15 protein-coding genes are annotated in these 18,500 nt (G+C 71.6%); 11 read left to right on the top strand and 4 right to left on the bottom strand.

Annotation, left to right across the window (positions count from 1 at the left end; genetic code table 11):
* Nucleotides 1–14: 14 nt before the first annotated feature.
* Complete coding sequence (locus tag ACIQMR_RS17630) at nucleotides 15–1,178, top strand: cysteine desulfurase family protein (RefSeq protein WP_401387461.1); 1,164 nt, start codon at nucleotides 15–17, stop codon at nucleotides 1,176–1,178.
* On the opposite strand, the gene ACIQMR_RS17625 is transcribed toward ACIQMR_RS17630, so the two are convergent.
* A complete protein-coding gene (locus tag ACIQMR_RS17625; RefSeq protein ID WP_401387459.1) occupies nucleotides 1,171–1,860 on the bottom strand; it encodes an N-acetylmuramoyl-L-alanine amidase in 690 nt (229 codons plus the stop codon). The genes ACIQMR_RS17630 and ACIQMR_RS17625 overlap by 8 nt on opposite strands.
* Nucleotides 1,861–1,943: 83 nt before the next feature.
* Here ACIQMR_RS17625 and mnmA point away from each other — a divergent pair, with 83 nt between their 5' ends.
* Nucleotides 1,944–3,071: a tRNA 2-thiouridine(34) synthase MnmA gene (mnmA, locus tag ACIQMR_RS17620; RefSeq protein ID WP_401387456.1), complete on the top strand. Its 1,128-nt coding sequence runs from the start codon at nucleotides 1,944–1,946 to the stop codon at nucleotides 3,069–3,071.
* A 19-nt stretch (nucleotides 3,072–3,090) separates the two neighbouring features.
* Here the strand turns inward: mnmA and ACIQMR_RS17615 are convergent, their stop codons facing one another.
* Nucleotides 3,091–3,903, bottom strand: a complete 813-nt coding sequence (locus ACIQMR_RS17615) for an alpha/beta fold hydrolase (RefSeq protein WP_401387453.1) — start codon at nucleotides 3,901–3,903, stop codon at nucleotides 3,091–3,093.
* A gap of 143 nt (nucleotides 3,904–4,046) precedes the next feature.
* Between ACIQMR_RS17615 and ACIQMR_RS17610 the strand changes: the two genes are divergently transcribed.
* The 5 genes from ACIQMR_RS17610 (at nucleotide 4,047) to ACIQMR_RS17590 (ending at nucleotide 10,879) form a co-directional block, all read left to right on the top strand.
* Nucleotides 4,047–4,586 carry a TIGR00730 family Rossman fold protein gene (locus tag ACIQMR_RS17610; protein ID WP_401387451.1) on the top strand — a complete coding sequence of 180 codons (540 nt, stop codon included), beginning with the start codon at nucleotides 4,047–4,049 and terminating at the stop codon, nucleotides 4,584–4,586.
* 16 nt (nucleotides 4,587–4,602) lie between these two features.
* Nucleotides 4,603–5,292, top strand: coding sequence for an SDR family oxidoreductase (locus tag ACIQMR_RS17605; protein WP_401387448.1), 690 nt, complete (start codon nucleotides 4,603–4,605; stop codon nucleotides 5,290–5,292).
* The gene (locus ACIQMR_RS17600; RefSeq protein WP_401387445.1) at nucleotides 5,289–6,287 is read left to right on the top strand and encodes a methionine synthase; all 999 of its coding nucleotides are present in this window, start codon (nucleotides 5,289–5,291) and stop codon (nucleotides 6,285–6,287) included. Before ACIQMR_RS17605 ends, ACIQMR_RS17600 begins: the two co-directional genes overlap by 4 nt.
* 35 nt (nucleotides 6,288–6,322) lie before the next feature.
* Nucleotides 6,323–8,506 carry an NAD-dependent DNA ligase LigA gene (ligA, locus tag ACIQMR_RS17595; protein ID WP_401387442.1) on the top strand — a complete coding sequence of 728 codons (2,184 nt, stop codon included), beginning with the start codon at nucleotides 6,323–6,325 and terminating at the stop codon, nucleotides 8,504–8,506.
* 240 nt (nucleotides 8,507–8,746) lie between these two features.
* On the top strand, nucleotides 8,747–10,879 hold the full coding sequence (locus ACIQMR_RS17590; RefSeq protein ID WP_401387439.1) for a putative bifunctional diguanylate cyclase/phosphodiesterase: 2,133 nt from the start codon (nucleotides 8,747–8,749) through the stop codon (nucleotides 10,877–10,879).
* Between the two features lie 92 nt (nucleotides 10,880–10,971).
* On the opposite strand, the gene ACIQMR_RS17585 is transcribed toward ACIQMR_RS17590, so the two are convergent.
* Together ACIQMR_RS17585 and ACIQMR_RS17580 are read right to left on the bottom strand one after the other, a co-directional pair.
* Nucleotides 10,972–12,948 (bottom strand): phosphocholine-specific phospholipase C, encoded by a 1,977-nt coding sequence (locus tag ACIQMR_RS17585; protein WP_401387437.1) that lies wholly within the window; start codon nucleotides 12,946–12,948, stop codon nucleotides 10,972–10,974.
* Nucleotides 12,949–12,998: 50 nt separating this feature from the next.
* The gene (locus ACIQMR_RS17580) at nucleotides 12,999–14,429 is read right to left on the bottom strand and encodes an endonuclease/exonuclease/phosphatase family protein (protein WP_401387434.1); all 1,431 of its coding nucleotides are present in this window, start codon (nucleotides 14,427–14,429) and stop codon (nucleotides 12,999–13,001) included.
* A 336-nt stretch (nucleotides 14,430–14,765) separates the two neighbouring features.
* On the opposite strand from ACIQMR_RS17580, the gene gatC reads away from it, so the two are divergent.
* From gatC to gatB, 4 genes are read left to right on the top strand one after another with little or no spacing between them, the layout of a single operon-like run.
* Nucleotides 14,766–15,062: an Asp-tRNA(Asn)/Glu-tRNA(Gln) amidotransferase subunit GatC gene (gatC, locus tag ACIQMR_RS17575; RefSeq protein WP_015036350.1), complete on the top strand. Its 297-nt coding sequence runs from the start codon at nucleotides 14,766–14,768 to the stop codon at nucleotides 15,060–15,062.
* A gap of 6 nt (nucleotides 15,063–15,068) precedes the next feature.
* Complete coding sequence (gatA, locus tag ACIQMR_RS17570) at nucleotides 15,069–16,568, top strand: Asp-tRNA(Asn)/Glu-tRNA(Gln) amidotransferase subunit GatA (RefSeq protein ID WP_401387431.1); 1,500 nt, start codon at nucleotides 15,069–15,071, stop codon at nucleotides 16,566–16,568.
* On the top strand, nucleotides 16,565–16,804 hold the full coding sequence (locus ACIQMR_RS17565) for a hypothetical protein (RefSeq protein ID WP_401387428.1): 240 nt from the start codon (nucleotides 16,565–16,567) through the stop codon (nucleotides 16,802–16,804). Before gatA ends, ACIQMR_RS17565 begins: the two co-directional genes overlap by 4 nt.
* A 16-nt stretch (nucleotides 16,805–16,820) precedes the next feature.
* Nucleotides 16,821–18,335 (top strand): Asp-tRNA(Asn)/Glu-tRNA(Gln) amidotransferase subunit GatB, encoded by a 1,515-nt coding sequence (gatB, locus tag ACIQMR_RS17560; protein ID WP_401387426.1) that lies wholly within the window; start codon nucleotides 16,821–16,823, stop codon nucleotides 18,333–18,335.
* The last annotated feature ends 165 nt before the right edge of the window (nucleotides 18,336–18,500 follow it).

Raw genomic sequence — 18,500 nt, 5'->3', positions numbered from 1 at the left:
GAATCGTCTGCACCATGGCTTACCTCGACCACGCCGCGACCACTCCGATGCTTCCGGAGGCGATCGAGGCGATGACCGCCCAGCTCGCCGTCACCGGCAACGCCTCGTCGTTGCACGCCGCGGGCCGCCGGGCCCGCCGAACCGTCGAGGAGGCCCGCGAGACCCTCGCCGAGGCGCTCGGGGCGCGCCCCAGCGAGGTCGTCCTCACCTCGGGCGGCACCGAGGCGGACAACCTCGCCGTCAAGGGACTGTACTGGGCCCGCCGCGCCGCCGACCCGCGCCGCACCCGCGTCCTGGCCAGCCCGGTCGAGCACCACGCCGTGCTCGACGCCGTGCACTGGCTCAGCGAGCACGAGGGTGCGGACGTCGAGTACCTGCCCGTCGACACCCACGGCCGGGTGCACCCCGAGGCGCTGCGCGAAGCCATCGAGCGCGACCCCGCGGATGTGGCCTTCGTCACCGTCATGTGGGCCAACAACGAGATCGGCACCGTCATGCCGGTCCGTGAACTCGCCGACATCACTGCGGAGTTCGGCATTCCGCTGCACTCGGACGCGGTCCAGGCCTTCGGGCAGCTCGACGTCGACTTCGGCGCCTCCGGCCTCGCCGCGATGACCGTCAGCGGCCACAAGATCGGCGGCCCGTACGGGATCGGCGCACTGCTGCTCGGCCGTGAGTACAGCCCGGTGCCGGTGCTGCACGGCGGCGGCCAGGAGCGGCACGTACGCTCCGGAACCCTCGACGTCCCCGCCGTGGCCTCCTTCGCCGTCGCCGGGCGGCTCGCCGCCGAGCACCGCGACGACTTCGCCCGCGACATCGGCGCGCTGCGCGACAAGCTCGTCGACGCCGTGCGCGGCGCCGTACCCGACGCGATCCTCGGCGGTGACCCGGAGAACCGGCTTCCGGCCAACGCCCATTTCACGTTCCCCGGCTGCGAGGGCGACTCGCTGCTCCTCCTTCTGGACGCCCAGGGCATCGAGTGCTCCACGGGCTCCGCCTGCACGGCCGGCATCGCCCAGCCCAGTCATGTCCTCCTCGCCACGGGCACCGACCCGGATCTGGCCCGCGGCACGCTCCGCTTCAGCCTCGGCCACACCTCCACCGAGGAGGACGTCGAGGCCGTCGCGAAGGCGATCGGGCCGGCGGTGGAGCGGGCCCGTACGGCGGGGCTCAGCTAGCGGTCGTGGTGCTCGGGCCGGTGCTGGGCGAAGGCGACACCGCCGGAACGGCGCGCACCAGCCGTATGTACCGGTCCCAGTCCCAGTGCGGACCCGGGTCCGTGTGGTCCGTCCCCGGCACCTCCACATGGCCGATGATGTGCTCCCGGTCCACCGGGATGCCGTACCGCCGGCATATCCCGGCCGTCAGCCGCGCCGACGACGCGTACATCGCGTCCGTGAAGTCCCGCGGGCGGTCGACGAAGCCCTCGTGCTCGATGCCGATGCTCCGCTCGTTGACGCCCCGGTTCCCGGCGTGGAAGGCGACGTCGAGCTCGCGGATCATCTGGGCGACCCGCCCGTCCTTGCCCACCACGTAGTGCGCCGCCGCGCCGTGCCCCGGATCCTTGAAGACCCGCAGCGCCGTCCGGTAGCTGCCCTGGACGACATGGATCACGACGCGGTCGATCGTGTAGTCGTCGGGCCGGTCCGCACGGCGCCAGTTCGACCGCGAGGCCGCCGTCCACACCGCGCCCGCGTGGTCCAGCTCGCCCTCCACGCGCTTCTTCTCCATGCCGGGCAGCCGCCACCAGGCACGCGCCAGCTCGTCCCGGGCCGCCACACCCACCCCGACGAGCGCGGCTCCGCCGCCGATCAGCACGGCCCGCCGGCCCAAGCCGCGCTGCCCCTCGTTACGCCCCATGCCACCCCTCTTCGCTCCCGATCACTTCCCGAACGTTTACTCGTGAGCTTTCGGTTCCCGCCGCCCCGTACTCTGGTAGGGCTATGACTGAGACTCGCCAGCGCCCCCTCCGCGTCCTCGCCGCCATGTCCGGCGGGGTGGACTCCGCCGTCGCCGCCGCCCGTGCCGCAGAAGCGGGCCATGACGTGACCGGGGTGCACCTCGCGCTGTCAGCGAACCCGCAGTCGTTCCGTACCGGCGCGCGCGGCTGCTGCACCATCGAGGACTCGCGCGACGCCCGCCGCGCGGCGGACGTCATCGGCATCCCGTTCTACGTCTGGGACCTCGCCGAGCGGTTCCGCGAGGACGTGGTCGAGGACTTCGTCGCGGAGTACGAGGCGGGCCGCACCCCGAACCCGTGCCTGCGCTGCAACGAGAAGATCAAGTTCGCCGCGCTGCTGGACAAGGCGCTGGCGCTGGGCTTCGACGCGGTGTGCACCGGCCACTACGCGACCGTGGTGCTGCGCGAGGACGGCACCCGCGAGCTGCACCGGGCGAGCGACATGGCCAAGGACCAGTCCTACGTGCTCGGAGTGCTCGACGAGAAGCAGCTCGCCCACGCCATGTTCCCGCTGGGGGACACCCTGACCACCAAGGACGAGATCCGCGCGGAGGCCGAGCGGCGCGGTCTCGCCGTGGCGAAGAAGCCCGACAGCCACGACATCTGCTTCATCGCCGACGGCGACACCCAGGGGTTCCTGGCCGAGCGCCTCGGCAAGGCGGAGGGCGACATCGTCGACGAGTCCGGCGCGAAGGTGGGCACCCACGAAGGCGCGTTCGGCTTCACCATCGGCCAGCGCAAGGGTCTGCGCATCGGCCACCCGGCCCCCGACGGCAAGCCGCGCTACGTCCTGGACATCTCGCCCGTCGACAACACCGTGACCGTGGGACCGGCCGAGTCCCTGGAGGTCACCGCTCTCACCGCGATCAAGCCCCGCTGGTGCGGAACGGCCCCCTCCGGCCCCGGTACGTACACGGCGCAGCTCCGTGCCCACGGCGGTGAGACCGAGGTCTCCGCCGAACTGGTGGGCGACGAGCTGCTGGTGACCTTCACCGAGCCCGTCCGCGGTGTGGCACCCGGCCAGGCGATCGTGCTGTACGACGACACACGCGTCGTCGGCTCGGCGACGATCGCGACGACGACCCGGCGACGGCACGCGGTCACGGCCTGAGCCGCGCGCGGAACCTCGTTCAGGCCGCGCCCGCGAAGAATCCCTCCAGCACCGGCGCCAGCACATGTGGTGCCACCTCATGGGTCTGGCCCGTCAGGGTGCGGTGGCGGCCGCGGGGGAGTGCTTCGGAGACCGCGCGGACGGTCTCCCGCTGCCATGAGGGACTCGCACCGCCGTCCACGACCATCACCCGTGCGGTGACCTCGCGGAGCCGCTCGGCGGGTACCCGCGCGTCACCCAGCACCGCGTGGTCGTACACCAGGGTGTGCGCGAGCGCCTCGAGCTCCGCCCACAGCGGGGAGCGCCGCAGCCCGCCGAGCACACCGGGCGCCAGGACGTCCGTCAGGAACAGCTCCAGCGCGTCACCCCGCCGGTCGCGGGCGAGCAGATCCTCCAGCCGGGCCCGATGGGCCGCCGTCGCCTCCCGGCCGGCCGGGTCGGTGACGAACGGCGGCTCGTAGACGGACAACTGGACCATGGGCAGCCCGGCGGCCGCCGCCTCCAGGGCCAGCGCCCCGCCCGAGGATGTCCCGTGGACGGACACGCTCCCGCCCGCCTCCTCGACGACCGCGGCGAGATCCTCGACCTCCCTCTCCACGGCGTACGGAGCCGTGTCGCCGCTGCCGCCACGCCCCCGCCGGTCGTAGCTGATCACACTGAACCGGTGTGCGAGCAGCGAGGCGAGCGGCGCCTCGTCGGCGGCGGTGGCCAGTGCGCCGCTCACCAGGACCAGAGGTGGCCCGTCGCCCCGGCGCTCGTACGCGATGGCGGTGCCGTCCTGCGACTTCACCGTGCCGCGGGTCCTGCTCGACGTCGGGTTCGGCTTCTCCATGCACGGCAGACCGGCGGCGCGCCGCGAACTCATCGGCGCCGGAGGGACTTTCCCGGAAACCGCAGGGCGCGCGGGGCGCCGGAGCCGGCACCGGACCGCCCGCCGGGGGACCGGATGTCGGTGGCGGCCCGTACCGTGACGGCATGAACATCTGCGTCTTCCTCTCCGCCGCCGACCTCGACGAGCGCTACACCCGCCCCGCCCGCGAATTCGCCGAGCTGCTCGGCAAGGGCGGTCACACCCTGGTCTGGGGCGGCTCCGACGTCGGTCTGATGAAGGTCGTCGCCGACGGTGTGCAGGAGGCGGGCGGGCGCCTGGTGGGAATCTCGGTGGAGTTCCTGCAGGACGCGGCCAGGCCCGTCGCCGACGAGATGGTCGTCGCGCGCGACCTCGCCGAGCGCAAGGCGCTGCTGCTGGACAGGGCCGACGCGGTCGTGATCATGGTCGGGGGCACGGGCACGCTGGACGAGGCCACGGAGATCCTGGAGCTGAAGAAGCACGGCAAGACCACCAAGCCCGTGGTGCTGCTCAACACGGCCGGGTTCTACGACGGACTGAAGCAGCAGTTCCGCCGTATGGAGGACGAGGGCTTCCTTCCCGTCCCCCTCACCGACCTGGTCTTCTTCGCCGAGGAGCCGGTGGGCGCGCTGGCCTACCTCGAGGAGAGTGCCGGGGTTCTGTGATGCGAGCATTGCCGGTATGGCTACCCATCTGATCACCGGGGCGGGCTCCGGCATCGGCGCGGCCGTCGCCCGCCGGCTGCACGAGCGCGGCGACGACCTCGTCCTGCTGGCCCGCGACGCCGGGCGCGCCAAGGAGCTGGCCCAGGCCCATCCCGGCGCCCGCACCCTCGTCGGCGACCTCGGCACCCCCGACCGGCTCTCCTGGGCCTTCTCCCACCAGACGCTGCCCGAGCGCCTGGACTCGCTGCTGCACATCGCGGGCATCGTGGACCTCGGCCGCATCGGCGACCTCACGCCGAAGACCTGGCAGGCCCAGCTCAATGTGAACCTGGTGAGCCCGGCCGAGCTGACCAGGCTGCTGCTGCCCCAACTCCGGGTCTCCCAGGGCACGGTGATCTTCGTCAACTCCGGCGCGGGTCTCAACGCCCACGCCGAATGGGGTGCCTACGCCGCCTCGAAGCACGGCCTCAAGGCACTCGCCGACTCGCTGCGCCAGGAGGAGAGGGCGAACGGAGTCCGGGTCACCTCCGTCTATCCCGGCCGCACCGCCAGCCCCATGCAGGCCAAGGTGCACCAGCAGGAGGGCAAGGAGTACGACGCGTCGAAGTGGATCGACCCCGAGTCGGTCGCGACGACGATCCTGATGGCCCTGGACCTCCCGCGCGATGCCGAGGTCAACGATCTGACGGTCCGGCCGGGCCGGTGAGCGACATCGTGTGGGGCCCCGCGACCGGGGTCGGTTCCATGCCGGGCGGGGACGCCCGGGAGGCCGCCAAGGCCGTCACCGGCACCTTCGAGGACTTCCCGTATCTGCCCGAGCTGCCCGCCCGTGGCCCCGGCGCCGACATGATCGGGCGCAGTCTCGGCATGCTCGTGGAGATGTACGCGCACGTCGAGCCGAGCGGCTGGCGCATCAGCGACCGGCCGGGCCGCGACACCCGCCGGGCGCGTTCGTGGCTCGGGGAGGACCTGGACGCGCTGGAGGAGTTCACCCAGGGGTACGAGGGCCCGCTCAAGGTCCAGGCCGTGGGGCCGTGGACGCTCGCGGCCGCCCTGGAGCTGAGGAACGGCGAGGCGGCGCTGTCCGACCCGGGCGCCTGCCGCGACCTGACGGCCTCGCTCGCCGAAGGACTCCGTGTGCACCTCGCCGAGCTCCGGCGGCGCGTCCCCGGTGCCCGGCCGGTGCTGCAGCTCGACGAGCCGTCCCTGACGGCCGTGCTGCGCGGCCACGTGAGGTCCGCCAGCGGCTACCGGACGCACCGCGCCGTGGACCGGCAGATCGTCGAGAGCGCGCTGCGGGATGTGACGGGTGCCGTCGGCGACGGGCAGGTGATCGTCCACTCCTGCGCGCCGGACGTCCCGTTCGCACTGCTGCGCAGGGCCGGGGCCGCGGGCGTCTCGTTCGATTTCGGGCTGCTCACCGAGCGTGATGAGGAGGCGATCGGCGAGGCCGTGGAGGGCGGTACGAAGCTCTTCGCGGGAGTCGTGGCGTCCACCGACGGTCCATTGTCAGACCCTGCCGGTAGCGTCATGGGTGTCAGGACGTTGTGGCGCAGGCTGGGGCTGAATCCGGGGACTCTCGCGGGTTCCGTGGTGGTCACCCCTTCGTGCGGGCTGGCGGGTGCTTCGCCCGCGTATGCGCGCGCGGCTCTCGCGCACTGCGTCCGGGCGGCGCGATCGCTCGCGGACAACCCTGAGTAATGGGCTGAGGGCTGAGGTAACGGGAGGACGAAACGGTGGCTGTCGAACAGCAGGGGCCGGTGCCGGCGCAGGCACGGGAGAAGCATGCCCAGCTGGCCGAGCAGGTCGAGGAGCACCGCTTCCGGTACTACGTGAAGGACCAGCCGGTCATCAGCGACGCGGAGTTCGACACGCTGATGCGGTCGCTTCAGGCGCTGGAGGAGGACTATCCGGAGCTGCGCACGCCCGACTCGCCGACCCAGAAGGTCGCGGGGCCGTACGAGACGGAGTTCACCGCGGTCGAGCACCGCGAGCGGATGCTCTCGCTCGACAACGCCTTCGACGAGGCGGAGCTCGCGGGCTGGGCGGAGCGTGTCGCCAAGGAGGTCGGCACGTCGGAGTACCACTTCCTCTGCGAGCTGAAGGTGGACGGCCTCGCGGTCAACCTGACGTACGAGAAGGGCCGGCTGACCCGTGCCGCGACCCGTGGCGACGGACGCACCGGAGAGGACATCACCCCCAACGTCCGCACGATCTCGGACATCCCGGAGCGGCTGACGGGTGACCGTGTCCCGGATCTCGTCGAGATCCGCGGCGAGGTCTACTTCCCGATGGAGGCCTTCCAGGAGCTGAACGCCCGGCGCGTGGCCGCGGGCGAGCAGCCCTACGCCAATCCCCGCAACTCCGCGGCGGGTTCGCTGCGGCAGAAGGACCCCAAGGTCACCGCCACCCTTCCGCTCCACATGGTGGTGCACGGCATCGGTGCGCGCGTCGGCCTGGAGCTCCGCCGCCTCTCCGAGGCGTACGAGCTGCTCCATGAGTGGGGCCTGCCCACAGCCAGGCACAACAAGGTGGTGGACTCGCTCGACGAGGTCCGCGAGTTCATCGCCTACTTCGGCGAGAACCGCCACTCCGTGGAGCACGAGATCGACGGCGTCGTCGTCAAGCTCGACGAGATCCCGCTCCAGGGCCGGCTCGGCTCGACCTCGCGGGCGCCGCGCTGGGCGATCGCCTGGAAGTACCCGCCGGAAGAGGTCAACACCAAGCTGATCAACATCCGTGTGGGCGTGGGCCGTACGGGCCGGGTCACTCCGTACGCGCAGGTGGAGCCGGTCACGGTCGCGGGTTCCGAGGTCGAGTTCGCCACGCTCCACAACCAGGACGTGGTCAAGCTCAAGGGCGTCCTCATCGGCGACACGGTCGTGCTCCGCAAGGCGGGCGATGTCATCCCGGAGATCCTCGGGCCCGTCGTCGACCTGCGGGACGGCACAGAGCGGGAGTTCGTGATGCCGGCCGAGTGCCCCGAGTGCGGCACGGCGCTGCGGCCGATGAAGGAGGGCGACGTCGACCTCCGGTGCCCCAACGCCCGGGCCTGCCCGGCCCAGTTGCGTGAGCGCGTGTACTACCTGGCGGGGCGCAAGAGCCTGGACATCGAGGCGTTCGGGTATGTGGCGGCCGCGGCGCTGACCAAGCCGCTCGAGCCGGCCGAGCCGCCGTTGACCGACGAGGGCGATCTGTTCGATCTGACGGTCGAGCAACTGCTGCCCATCAAGGCCTATGTGCTGGACCAGGACAGCGGACTGCCCAAGCGTGACCCGAAGACCGGCGAGGAGAAGGTCGTCACGGTCTTCGCCAACCAGCAGGGTGAGCCGAAGAAGAACACGCTGGCGATGCTGGAGAACATCGCGGCGGCAAGGCAGCGCCCGCTCGCCCGCATCATCACCGGCCTGTCCATCCGCCATGTGGGACCTGTCGCCGCCGAGGCCCTGGCCCGTGAGTTCCGCTCCATCGACAGGATCGAGCAGGCCACCGAGGAGGAGCTGGCGGCCGTCGAGGGCGTGGGCCCGACCATCGCCGCCTCCCTCAAGCAGTGGTTCGAGGAGGACTGGCACCGCGAGATCCTGCGCAAGTGGCGGGCCGCCGGAGTCCGGACGGAGGAGGAGAGCACCGGCGAGGACGAGGGACCACGCCCGCTGGAAGGCCTCACCGTCGTCGTGACGGGAACGCTTCAGGACTTCACTCGGGATGGCGCAAAAGAAGCGCTCCAGAGCCGAGGAGCGAAAGTGACAGGTTCCGTTTCGAAGAAGACCGCCTTCGTCGTGGTGGGTGACAACCCCGGTTCGAAGTACGACAAGGCCATGCAGCTGAAGGTCCCCGTGCTGGACGAGGAAGGGTTCGCTGTCCTGCTTGAACAGGGGCCCGAGGCCGCTCGTGACGCCGCGGTTCCGGTCGCCGAGTAGTACGGATGTGCGGGCCGAACTCCCGGCGGGGTTCACCCGTTCGGCGCATATCAGATGGATAAGGGTGGCCGGGCCGCATTCGGGCAAGAGCTGTAGAGCGCTGCCCGTCAGGGGCTTCCGCGGCCTACTGTTGAGATGTGCGCCTGTCGTGCATGGCTGCGTGGTGGGATTCCGGCCGTGGTCGCATGACACGGGGGCCATCGCGTGGCATCGGCACCGCCGGCTGTGAGAGGGACGGGAATGAAACCGACCGAGAGCGCCGCCCCGGTCTCACGGCCGCGTGGTTTCGCGGGACTCGCGTTCGTCGCGGGCATCGCCTCCACGCTGCCCTACCTCATCATGGGAATCGCCGCCGTCGCCCTGGCGGCCGGTCTGTTCAGCTCTCTGCGGGAAGGGCACGCGCTCTTCCCCGGCGGCACCGAGGGCTGGTCCCTCGCCGTCCTCACCGGCGTCATCGTCGGTCATCTGGTCGCCCTCGGGCGCGACCGCTGGTGGGGCGGCACCGGTTCCGGTGCCGCCCTCACCCTCGCCGTGCTGATGCTGTACGGCTGGGTGCCCGCCGGCATGGTCAGCCTCGCCGTCGTGGTGCCGGCCGGTGTCGCCCGGCGGCACCGCCGGCAACAGGGCGTACTGCACGGTGCCGCCGACGTCCTGGGCCTCGGCGCGGCCGCCCTCGTCCTGACCGCGTTCGGCGAGACGCCGACGGTCGAACAGCCGTGGCAGCCACTGCAGTGGGGCCCGGGCGCGGTCCTCGAAGTGGTCCTCGCTGCGGCCGCGTATCTCGCCGTCACCCGCCTGCTGCTCTGGTACACCCTGGCACCGCAGGCCGCCGGCCTGCCCACCGTCGCCAGGACGGCCCTGCTCCGGCAGGGGCTCGTCGCCGTCGCCCTGCTCGGCATCACCCCGCTGATCTGCGTGGTGGCGACGGCCATGCCCATCCTGCTGCCGCTCTTCGCCGTACCGCTGATCGCCCTCGACTCCACACTCTGGATCGCCCGCGCCCGGGCCGAGGAGCAGCTGCGCGACCCGCTCACCGGACTGCCCAACCGCCAGTGGCTGCTGGAGCGCACCTGGGCGGCACTGGAGGAGGCCGAGGGTGTCGGCGCCCGTTCGGCCCTCGTCCTGATCGATCTCGACCGCTTCCGCTCGGTCAACGACACGCTCGGCCATCTCGCGGGCGACCGGCTCCTCCTCCAGATAGCCGAACGGCTGAAGCTGGCACTGCCGCGCGGGGCGGAGGCGGCCAGGCTCGGCGGCGACGAGTTCGCCGTGCTCCTCCCCACGGCCGACTCCACCACCAGCGCACAGCGGGTCGCCCGCCATCTGGTCGGCCAGCTGTCCTCGCCGCTCGACCTCGACGGACTCACGCTGGTGCTGGAGGCCAGCGCGGGTCTCGCCGTCTTCCCGGACCATGCGCTGGACGCCGAAGGACTGCTCAGACGCGCCGATGTGGCGATGTACCAGGCCAAGCGTGACCGTACGGGCGTCGAGGTGTACGAATCCAAGCGGGATTCGAACACCCCGGACCGGCTCGGACTGCTCGGCGATCTGCGCCGGGCACTGGACGCGGGCGAGGTCGAGCTCCACTACCAGCCCAAGGTCGGCTTCGACGGCCGTGTCGCCGGACTGGAAGCGTTGGTGCGCTGGGTGCACCCGGACCGGGGCCGGGTCCCGCCCGACGAGTTCATCGCGATAGCCGAGTCCTCCGGACTGATGCCCCATCTGACGGAGTACGTCCTGGAGACCGCGCTCGGCCAGGTCGCCAAGTGGCGCGCCCAGGGGCTCGAAGTGCCCGTCGCGGTCAATGTGTCGCCGCGCGACGTCCACACCCCGGGTTTCGCGGGCGCCGTCGCGGCCCGGCTCGCCCGGCACGGCGTCCCGGCCGGCGCGCTGCAGCTGGAGATCACCGAGCATGTGCTGCTGGAGGACCCGCAGCGGGCCGCCGACACCCTCGCCGCACTCACCGGCCACGGTGTGAAGATGTCGCTCGACGACTTCGGCACGGGCTACTCGTCGCTGGTCCATCTGCGCCGGCTGCCCGTGAGCGAGCTGAAGATCGACCGGTCGTTCGTCGCCCGGCTGGCGATCGACACCGAGGACGCCGAGATCGTCCGCTGCACCGTCGACCTCGCCCACTCGCTCGGACTGCTCGTGGTCGCCGAGGGCGTCGAGGACGACGAGACCTGGGAGCGACTGCGCGACCTGGGCTGTGACGCGGTGCAGGGCTGGCTGGTGGCGGCCGCCATGCCGCCCCAGGAGACCACGGCATGGCTGCGGGCCCGCGGCGAACACGGCTGGCGCCGCCCCGTCGCAGAGCTCCCTGCCGTCCCGCCGACCGAGGCGGAGCGCTCTTCGGGCCACGTCGTGAACTAGGCCCCGCGGAAAGCCTCGCGAAAGCCCCCCGGGGGAGAACCCCCGGGGGTCAGGGCCCGCGGCACACGGCGGTGAACCTTTCCGGCACAGCACTAGGCCGTGGCGTGCACCGTGCCCGCGTAACGGCGGACGAAGCGGGACCCGTTCGCCGCCGTCACCTCCAGGTCGTAACGGCCCCCGCGGATCTCCCAGGTCAGCGAGGAGCGGTCGCCCGGCCCCACCCACACCGTGCGGGCGGCCCTCGCGTCGCCGTCCGGGGTCACCGTGAAGGACACCTCCGTCTCGCCCGCGTTGGCGAACCTCAGCTCCACCCTCGCCCGCTCGGGACGGCGGCCGTGCAGTGCGGCCGTCACCGACGGCACCGGCGCGGCAGCCTCGCGTCCGGAGCGGACGACCGTGCCGGAGAAGCGGCGCACGAAGCCGTCCGCGCCCATCACGGTGAAGTCGTACCGCCCGTCGGTCTCCGAGGCGTCCCACGTGTACGTCCGCGACGTGCCCGGTGCCACGGTGAACGGGGTGCCCGTGAACGGCTTGAGCGTGTTCGGCAGCACGGTGAAGTGGAAGGTCTCCGTCCCCTGGTTGGCGAGGGTGCAGACGACCTTGCCCGTCTCCCGGTCCACCGCCACCTCGGCCCACGGCCGGTACGGCAGCGGCCGATGCGGCCGGGTGCCCGGCTCCTGGGTGGGCATCGACTGGCCGCCGCTCGGCGGCAGCTTCACCGCCGGCAGCGCCTGGGCCGCGTCGGCCTTCGCCATCAGCTCGTTCGTGTCCGGCAGCGCCGGTATCGAGTAGTCCGGCCTGCTGAAGTCGAAGCAGCTGGTCAGGTCGCCGCAGACGGCCCGCCGCCAGTCCGAGATGTTCGGCTCGCGCACCCCCGTCACCACCTCGAGGAACCGCAGCACCGACGTGTGGTCGAACACCTGCGAGTTGACCCAGCCGCCGCGCGACCAGGGGGAGATCGCCCACAACGGCACCCGGTTGCCGAGACCGATCGGCCGCCCCTCGGCGAACTCCTCCGGAGTTCCCGCTTCCGGGAACGGGGGCAGGACGTGGTCGAAGTAGCCGTCGTTCTCGTCGTACATCAGCAGGAACACGGTGTGCTTCCACACGTCCGGGTTCGAGAACAGCGACTGCAGCGCCGTGTCGACCCAGTGCGCGCCGTAGTTCGGGCCCGCCTCCGGGTGCTCGCAGAACAGATACGGCGCCACCAGCCAGGAGACCGTCGGCAGGGTGCCGTCCTTGCAATGTGCGTCGAAGGCCGTCAGATCGAACTTGGTCATCGCGTTGATGTACCGCGGGTCGTCCTTCGGGAACGCGTGGAACTGCCCGAAGTACGACAGCCCGTTGTCGTCGTAGTCGCCGTACCGCTCGTCCTTCGACGGGTTGTGGTAGACGCGCCAGCTGACGCCGGCGTCCTCCAGCCGCTCCGCGTACGTCGTCCAGTCCGCGACGGGGTTGTCCGTGACCGGGGTGTTGTCCGTCCACGGACCGGTCGTTCCGTCCTTGCCGGGGCCGCACGAACCGGACCACAGGTACAGCCGGTTGGGGTCGGTCGGCCCGGCCTGCGAGCAGAAGTAGGCGTCGCAGAGGGTGAACGCGTCGGCGAGGGCGAACTGGTAGGGGATGTCCTCGCGGGTGAAGTACCCCATGGTGCGCTCGCCCTTGGAGGCGACCCACTTGTTCATCGCACCGCCGTTGACGGCCGTGTGGCCGGTGCCCCAGTCGTGCGGGAGGCCGGAGGCGTTCTGGGCGTTGTACTTCGTCGTGTCCATGCGGTACGGCAGCATGAAGCCGTCGGCACGCCCGGGAGCCGGCTGCCTGAAGACTGAGTCGCCGCCCGGGAAAGTCAGCGCCTGACGGTCGTCGAAGCCCCGGGCGCCGTTCAGGGTGCCGAAGTAGTGGTCGAAGCTGCGGTTCTCCTGCATCAGGATCACCACGTGCTTCACGTCCTCGATGGACCCGCGGGGTCGCGGGGCGGCCGAGGCGTCCGCCTCGGGAAGGCCGACGGCGGCAACGGCGGCGGTCGCGGCGGACGCGCCGACGAAGGCGCGGCGGCTCAGCGGAGTCATGGCGTGGGTGTCCTTCGGTTCAGCGTGCGGCGGTGGTGGCATGGCCCCGCTCAGCGGAGCGAGAAGGTGACGGCGGGGGCGGCGTGGTCGGAGGGCCAGCTGTTGCCGGCGGTGTCCGGAACCGGGCGCGGCCATCCCGTGCACAGGGTGTACGCCCCCTCGACGCGCAGCGGGCCGGCGTACTGGACCTGGTCGATCCGGTCCTGCGGCTCGTCGCCGCGCGCCGGCGACCAGGTGACCCCCGGCTCACGCGCGGCGTTCGGGTGCTCGTCGCGGAAGGCGTCGGTCAGCCCGGCCCTGCCGAGGGCGACCGTGACCGGCCAGCGGACCGCGCCGCGGCCCTTGCGGTCCAGATGCGAGGGGGAGGCCAGCCCGGCGGCGAGGATCACCGGCGCCGTACGGGACGCGGCGAGGTCGGACCGCATCGCCGTCAGCAGCGCGCCGGTCTGCCGGTGGCGGACGGTCCTCAGCTCGGCGGCCTCGACCTCGGCGGGCGTGCGGCCCGCCCTGAGGGCGTACGGCCCGTAGGCGGCCTCGTCGAGCTGGGCGCCCCACAGCCGTACGTTCCGGCCGCCGGGCAGCCGGAGCGTCGCCGCGACGGCCGGGACGTCGGCCGTGGGCGGGGACGCGATGTCCGAGAGCGGGAAGCGGCTGATCAGGCCGACCCCGGCCGCGCTGTCACAGGCGTACCACCCCAGCGCGTCGGCCAGGGGGCGGGCGGCGGTGCCGCCGGTCTCCTGGAGCGCCACGGCGTCGAGTCCCTGCCCGAGGATCAGCCGGAGCAGCTTCTCGTGGGCGTCGGCGACGTTCCCGGCGGCGTCCCACAGGTTCAGCGAGGCGACCGTCAGCCGGGGCCGCGCCGAGACCGGCCGGACCGGCACCTGCACGGTCACCGTGTCCGTGCCGCCCGCGCTGTCCTTGACCGCGACGGTGATCCGCGCGGGGCGGGAGCGGGGCCCGGCGGACGCGATGCCGGTGACCTTGCCGTCGGAGGAGACGCCCAGCCAGGAGTCCCCGGTCAGCCGCCGGAAGGAAGGGGTGCCGGAGGCGTTGCCCTCGGGGCGGATCCACAGCGGGCCGAGCGCGAGGGAGACGCGGGTCCCCGGTGCGCAGGCGCCCGTCGTGAAGGAGTCGACGGCGCAGTGCGGGGGAGTCACGGGCGGCCGGAACGCGACGGTGAACGGCTCGGTCCTGGCGAGGATGTCGTATCCGTCCTCGGCCAGCAGATACGCGGTGTAGGTGCCCTCGCCGAGGCCCGTGGTGTCGAGCGTGGTGTCACCGGACGCGTCGGTGACGTACGACCACACCAGCGAGGAGCCCACGCCGGGCCTGCGGTCGCCGTCGTAGATCCCGATCCAGTTCTTGGCGTGGGGTGCGTCGGTGGTCCAGCGGAAGGTCAGCCGGTCACCTTCGCGGGGGCTGGTGGGTGAGAGCAGCGACAGGGCGCTGCCGCCGGAGGCGGCGTTTCTGAATGGGGACACCGGAGTTGAGGTCCTCTCCGCCCGGGAGAGGACCCCGGCGCCAGAAGTTGTTCGGACAACTTGAGCCAGTGAGCCAGCCCTCGGCACACTCGACATGAACGGGACATGACCGGTGCCGGGAGAGAGTGGGAACGGGGTCCGCGGATCGCCCGCCCGGGCCGCGCGGGTGCCCGCCGACCGACCGGCGGTGGGCGGGCCGGCGGCCGGCCGGTGGTGGTCCGGGCGGTGTCCCGAGGCGGGCCGTGCGCGCTCCCGCGGCAAAGGGTTTCGCGGGCACCCGGCCCTGGCCCATAGGATTGGGCCAAAACCATCACACTCACCCCTGAGGATCGCTGCATGCCTGGCATCACGCGCGAGGAGGTCGCCCACCTCGCACGGCTGGCGCGTCTGGAGCTGAAGGGCGAAGAGCTCGACCACTTCGCCGGACAGCTCGACGACATCATCGGCGCGGTCGCCCGCGTCTCCGAGGTCGCCGACCAAGACGTACCGCCGACCTCCCACCCGCTGCCGCTGACCAATGTCATGCGCGCGGACGAGGTCCGTCCGTCGCTCACCCCCGAGCAGGCGCTCTCCGGCGCCCCTGCACAGGAGCAGCAGCGTTTCAAGGTGCCGCAGATCCTGGGGGAGGACTAAACAGTCATGACGGACAGCATCATCATCAAGCTGACCGCGGCCGAGATCGCCGCGAAGATCGCTTCCGGCGAGCTCACGGCCGTCGAGGTCACCGAGGCGCACCTCGCCCGGATCGAGGCCGTGGACGAGAAGGTCCACGCCTTCCTCCACATCGACCGTGAGGGCGCGCTCGCACAGGCCCGCGCGATCGACGAGAAGCGCGAGCGTGGCGAGAAGCTCGGCCCGCTCGCCGGTGTGCCGCTGGCGCTGAAGGACATCTTCACCACCGAGGGCATCCCGACCACCGTCGGCTCCAAGATCCTCGAGGGCTGGATCCCGCCGTACGACGCCACCCTGACGCGCAGGCTGAAGGAGGCCGGCGTCGTCATCCTCGGCAAGACCAACATGGACGAGTTCGCCATGGGGTCCTCCACCGAGAACAGCGCGTACGGCCCCACCGGCAACCCCTGGGACCTGACCCGCATCCCCGGCGGCTCCGGCGGCGGTTCGTCCGCCGCCCTCGCCTCCTACCAGGCCCCGCTCGCCATCGGCACGGACACCGGCGGCTCCATCCGCCAGCCCGCCGCCGTCACCGGCACGGTCGGCGTCAAGCCGACCTACGGCGGTGTCTCCCGCTACGGCATGGTCGCCTTCTCCTCGTCCCTCGACCAGGGCGGCCCGTGTGCCCGCACGGTCCTCGACGCGGCGCTGCTGCACGAGGTCATCGCCGGGCACGACCCGCTCGACTCGACCTCCATCGACGCCCCGGTCCCGCCGGTCGTCGAGGCGGCACGCAACGGCTCGGTCGCCGGGATGCGCGTCGGCGTCGTCAAGCAGTTCCGTGGCGAGGGCTACCAGAGCGGTGTCGTCCAGCGCTTCGACGAGGCCGTCGAGGTGCTGAAGGAACTCGGCGCCGAGATCGTCGAGCTGGACTGCCCGTCCTTCGACCTCGCGCTCTCCGCGTACTACCTGATCGCGCCGTCCGAGTGCTCCTCGAACCTCGCGCGCTTCGACGCCATGCGCTACGGCCTGCGCGTCGGCGACGACGGCACGAAGTCGGCCGAGGACGTCACCTCGCTGACCCGCGAGGAGGGCTTCGGCGACGAGGTCAAGCGCCGCATCATGCTCGGCACGTACGCCCTGTCGTCCGGCTACTACGACGCGTACTACGGCAGCGCCCAGAAGGTCCGCACGCTCATCACCCGTGACTTCGAGAAGGCCTTCGAGCAGGTCGACGTGATCGTCTCCCCGACGACGCCGACCACCGCCTTCCCGATCGGCGAGCGCGCCGACGACCCGATGGCGATGTACCTCGCCGACCTGTGCACCATCCCGACCAACCTGGCCGGCAACGCGGCGATGTCGCTGCCTTGCGGCCTGGCTCCGGAGGACAACCTCCCGGTCGGTCTGCAGATCATCGCCCCCGCCATGAAGGACGACCGTCTTTACAAGGTGGGTGCCGCCGTCGAGGCCGCCTTCGTGGAAAAGTGGGGGCACCCGCTGCTGGAGGAGGCACCGTCACTGTGAGCACGTTGCAGAAGGCCAAGGGCTTCAAGAAGTCCAAGACCGGCACGTACCTGTCCATCGGCACCACCGCCTTCGGGGCGATCGGCGTCGCCAAGCAGGTCAAGAAGGCTCGCATGGAGCACGACACGCTCCGGCTGATCGACGCCGCCGTGTCCGCCGCCGCCATCATCACCGGCCTCGCGCTGCTCTACCGCGAGCTGAAGCGCCTGGGCGACGACGACGTCCTGCTCGGCTGAGAGGGAAAGTTTCACCGTGACCGTCACGACTGACCTGGTGCCGTACGAGGACGCTCTCGCGTCGTACGACCCCGTCATGGGCCTGGAGGTCCATGTCGAACTCGGCACCAGGACCAAGATGTTCTGCGGCTGCTCGACCGAGCTGGGCGCCGAGCCCAACTCGCAGACCTGCCCCACCTGCCTCGGCATGCCCGGCGCCCTGCCGGTGATGAACGCCGTGGGTGTCGAGTCCGCCATCAAGATCGGCCTCGCGCTGCACTGCGACATCGCCGAATGGTGCCGCTTCGCCCGGAAGAACTACTTCTATCCGGACATGCCGAAGAACTTCCAGACCTCGCAGTACGACGAGCCGATCGCCTTCAACGGCTATCTGGACGTCCAGCTGGAGGACGGAGAGATCTTCCGCGTGGACATCGAGCGCGCCCACATGGAGGAGGACACCGGCAAGTCGACCCACGTCGGCGGTGCCACCGGCCGTATCCACGGCGCGTCCCACTCCCTGCTCGACTACAACCGCGCGGGCATCCCGCTCATCGAGATCGTCACCAAGCCGATCGTCGGTGCTGGTGAGCGCGCCCCCGAGGTCGCCAAGGCGTACGTCGCCGAGCTGCGCGAGCTCATCCGGGCCCTCGGTGTCTCCGAGGCCCGCATGGAGATGGGCCAGATGCGCTGCGACGTGAACCTGTCGCTGCGGCCGAACGGCACCGAGAAGTTCGGCACCCGCTCCGAGACGAAGAACGTCAACTCGCTGCGGTCGGTCGAGCGCGCGGTCCGCTTCGAGGTCATGCGCCACGCGGCGGTGCTCTCCTCGGGCGGCACGATCGTCCAGGAGACGCGTCACTTCCACGAGGAGGACGGCTCGACGACCTCCGGGCGGGTCAAGGAGGAGGCGGAGGACTACCGGTACTTCCCGGAGCCCGACCTCGTCCCCGTCGCCCCGGCCCGTGAGTGGGTCGAGGAGCTGCGCGCCGGACTGCCCGAGCTGCCGCGGGTCCGCCGGAACCGGCTCCGCGAGGAGTGGGGCGTCACCGAGCACGACATGCAGTCGATCCTCAACGCGGGCGCGGTCGATCTGATCGTGGCCACGATCGACGCGGGCGCCGACTCCGGCTCCGCGCGCAAGTGGTGGATGGGCGAACTGGCCCGCAGTGCCAACGAGTCGGGCGTCGCGCTCGACGAGCTGGCGATCACCCCGCAGCAGGTGGCCCGGGTGACCGCCCTGGTCGCCGACGGTTCGCTCAACGACAAGCTGGCCCGCCAGGTCATCGAGGGCGTCCTCGCGGGCGAGGGCGACCCGGACACCGTCGTCGAGAAGCGCGGCCTGAAGATCGTCTCCGACGAGGGCGCGCTCGGCGCGGCCGTCGACGAGGCGATCGCCGGGAACGCGGGGATCGCGGACAAGATCCGCGGCGGCAAGGTCGCGGCCGTCGGCGCGCTCGTCGGTGCGGTCATGAAGGCCACCCGCGGCCAGGCCGACGCGGCCCGCGTCAAGGAGCTGATCCTGGAGAAGCTCGGCGTGACCGAGGGCTGATCGCCGTCCGTACGAGCACAGGGGCGGGATACCGGAACACGGTGTCCCGCCCCTGCGCGTGCGTGTCGCCTCCGCTGCCCGGCTGCCCCTCCGACCGGCCGCCTGCCGAGAGCCGTGCCGCTGCCTGGCCTCGGCTCGGTGTCCGGGCTCGGTTCGTCGCCTGGT

It is taken from the genome of Streptomyces sp. NPDC091376 (genome assembly GCF_044757085.1).
Classification (GTDB): domain Bacteria; phylum Actinomycetota; class Actinomycetes; order Streptomycetales; family Streptomycetaceae; genus Streptomyces; species Streptomyces pratisoli.
Note: the sequence above shows the minus strand (reverse complement) of the source record. Positions and strands in the feature narration are given on the sequence as shown.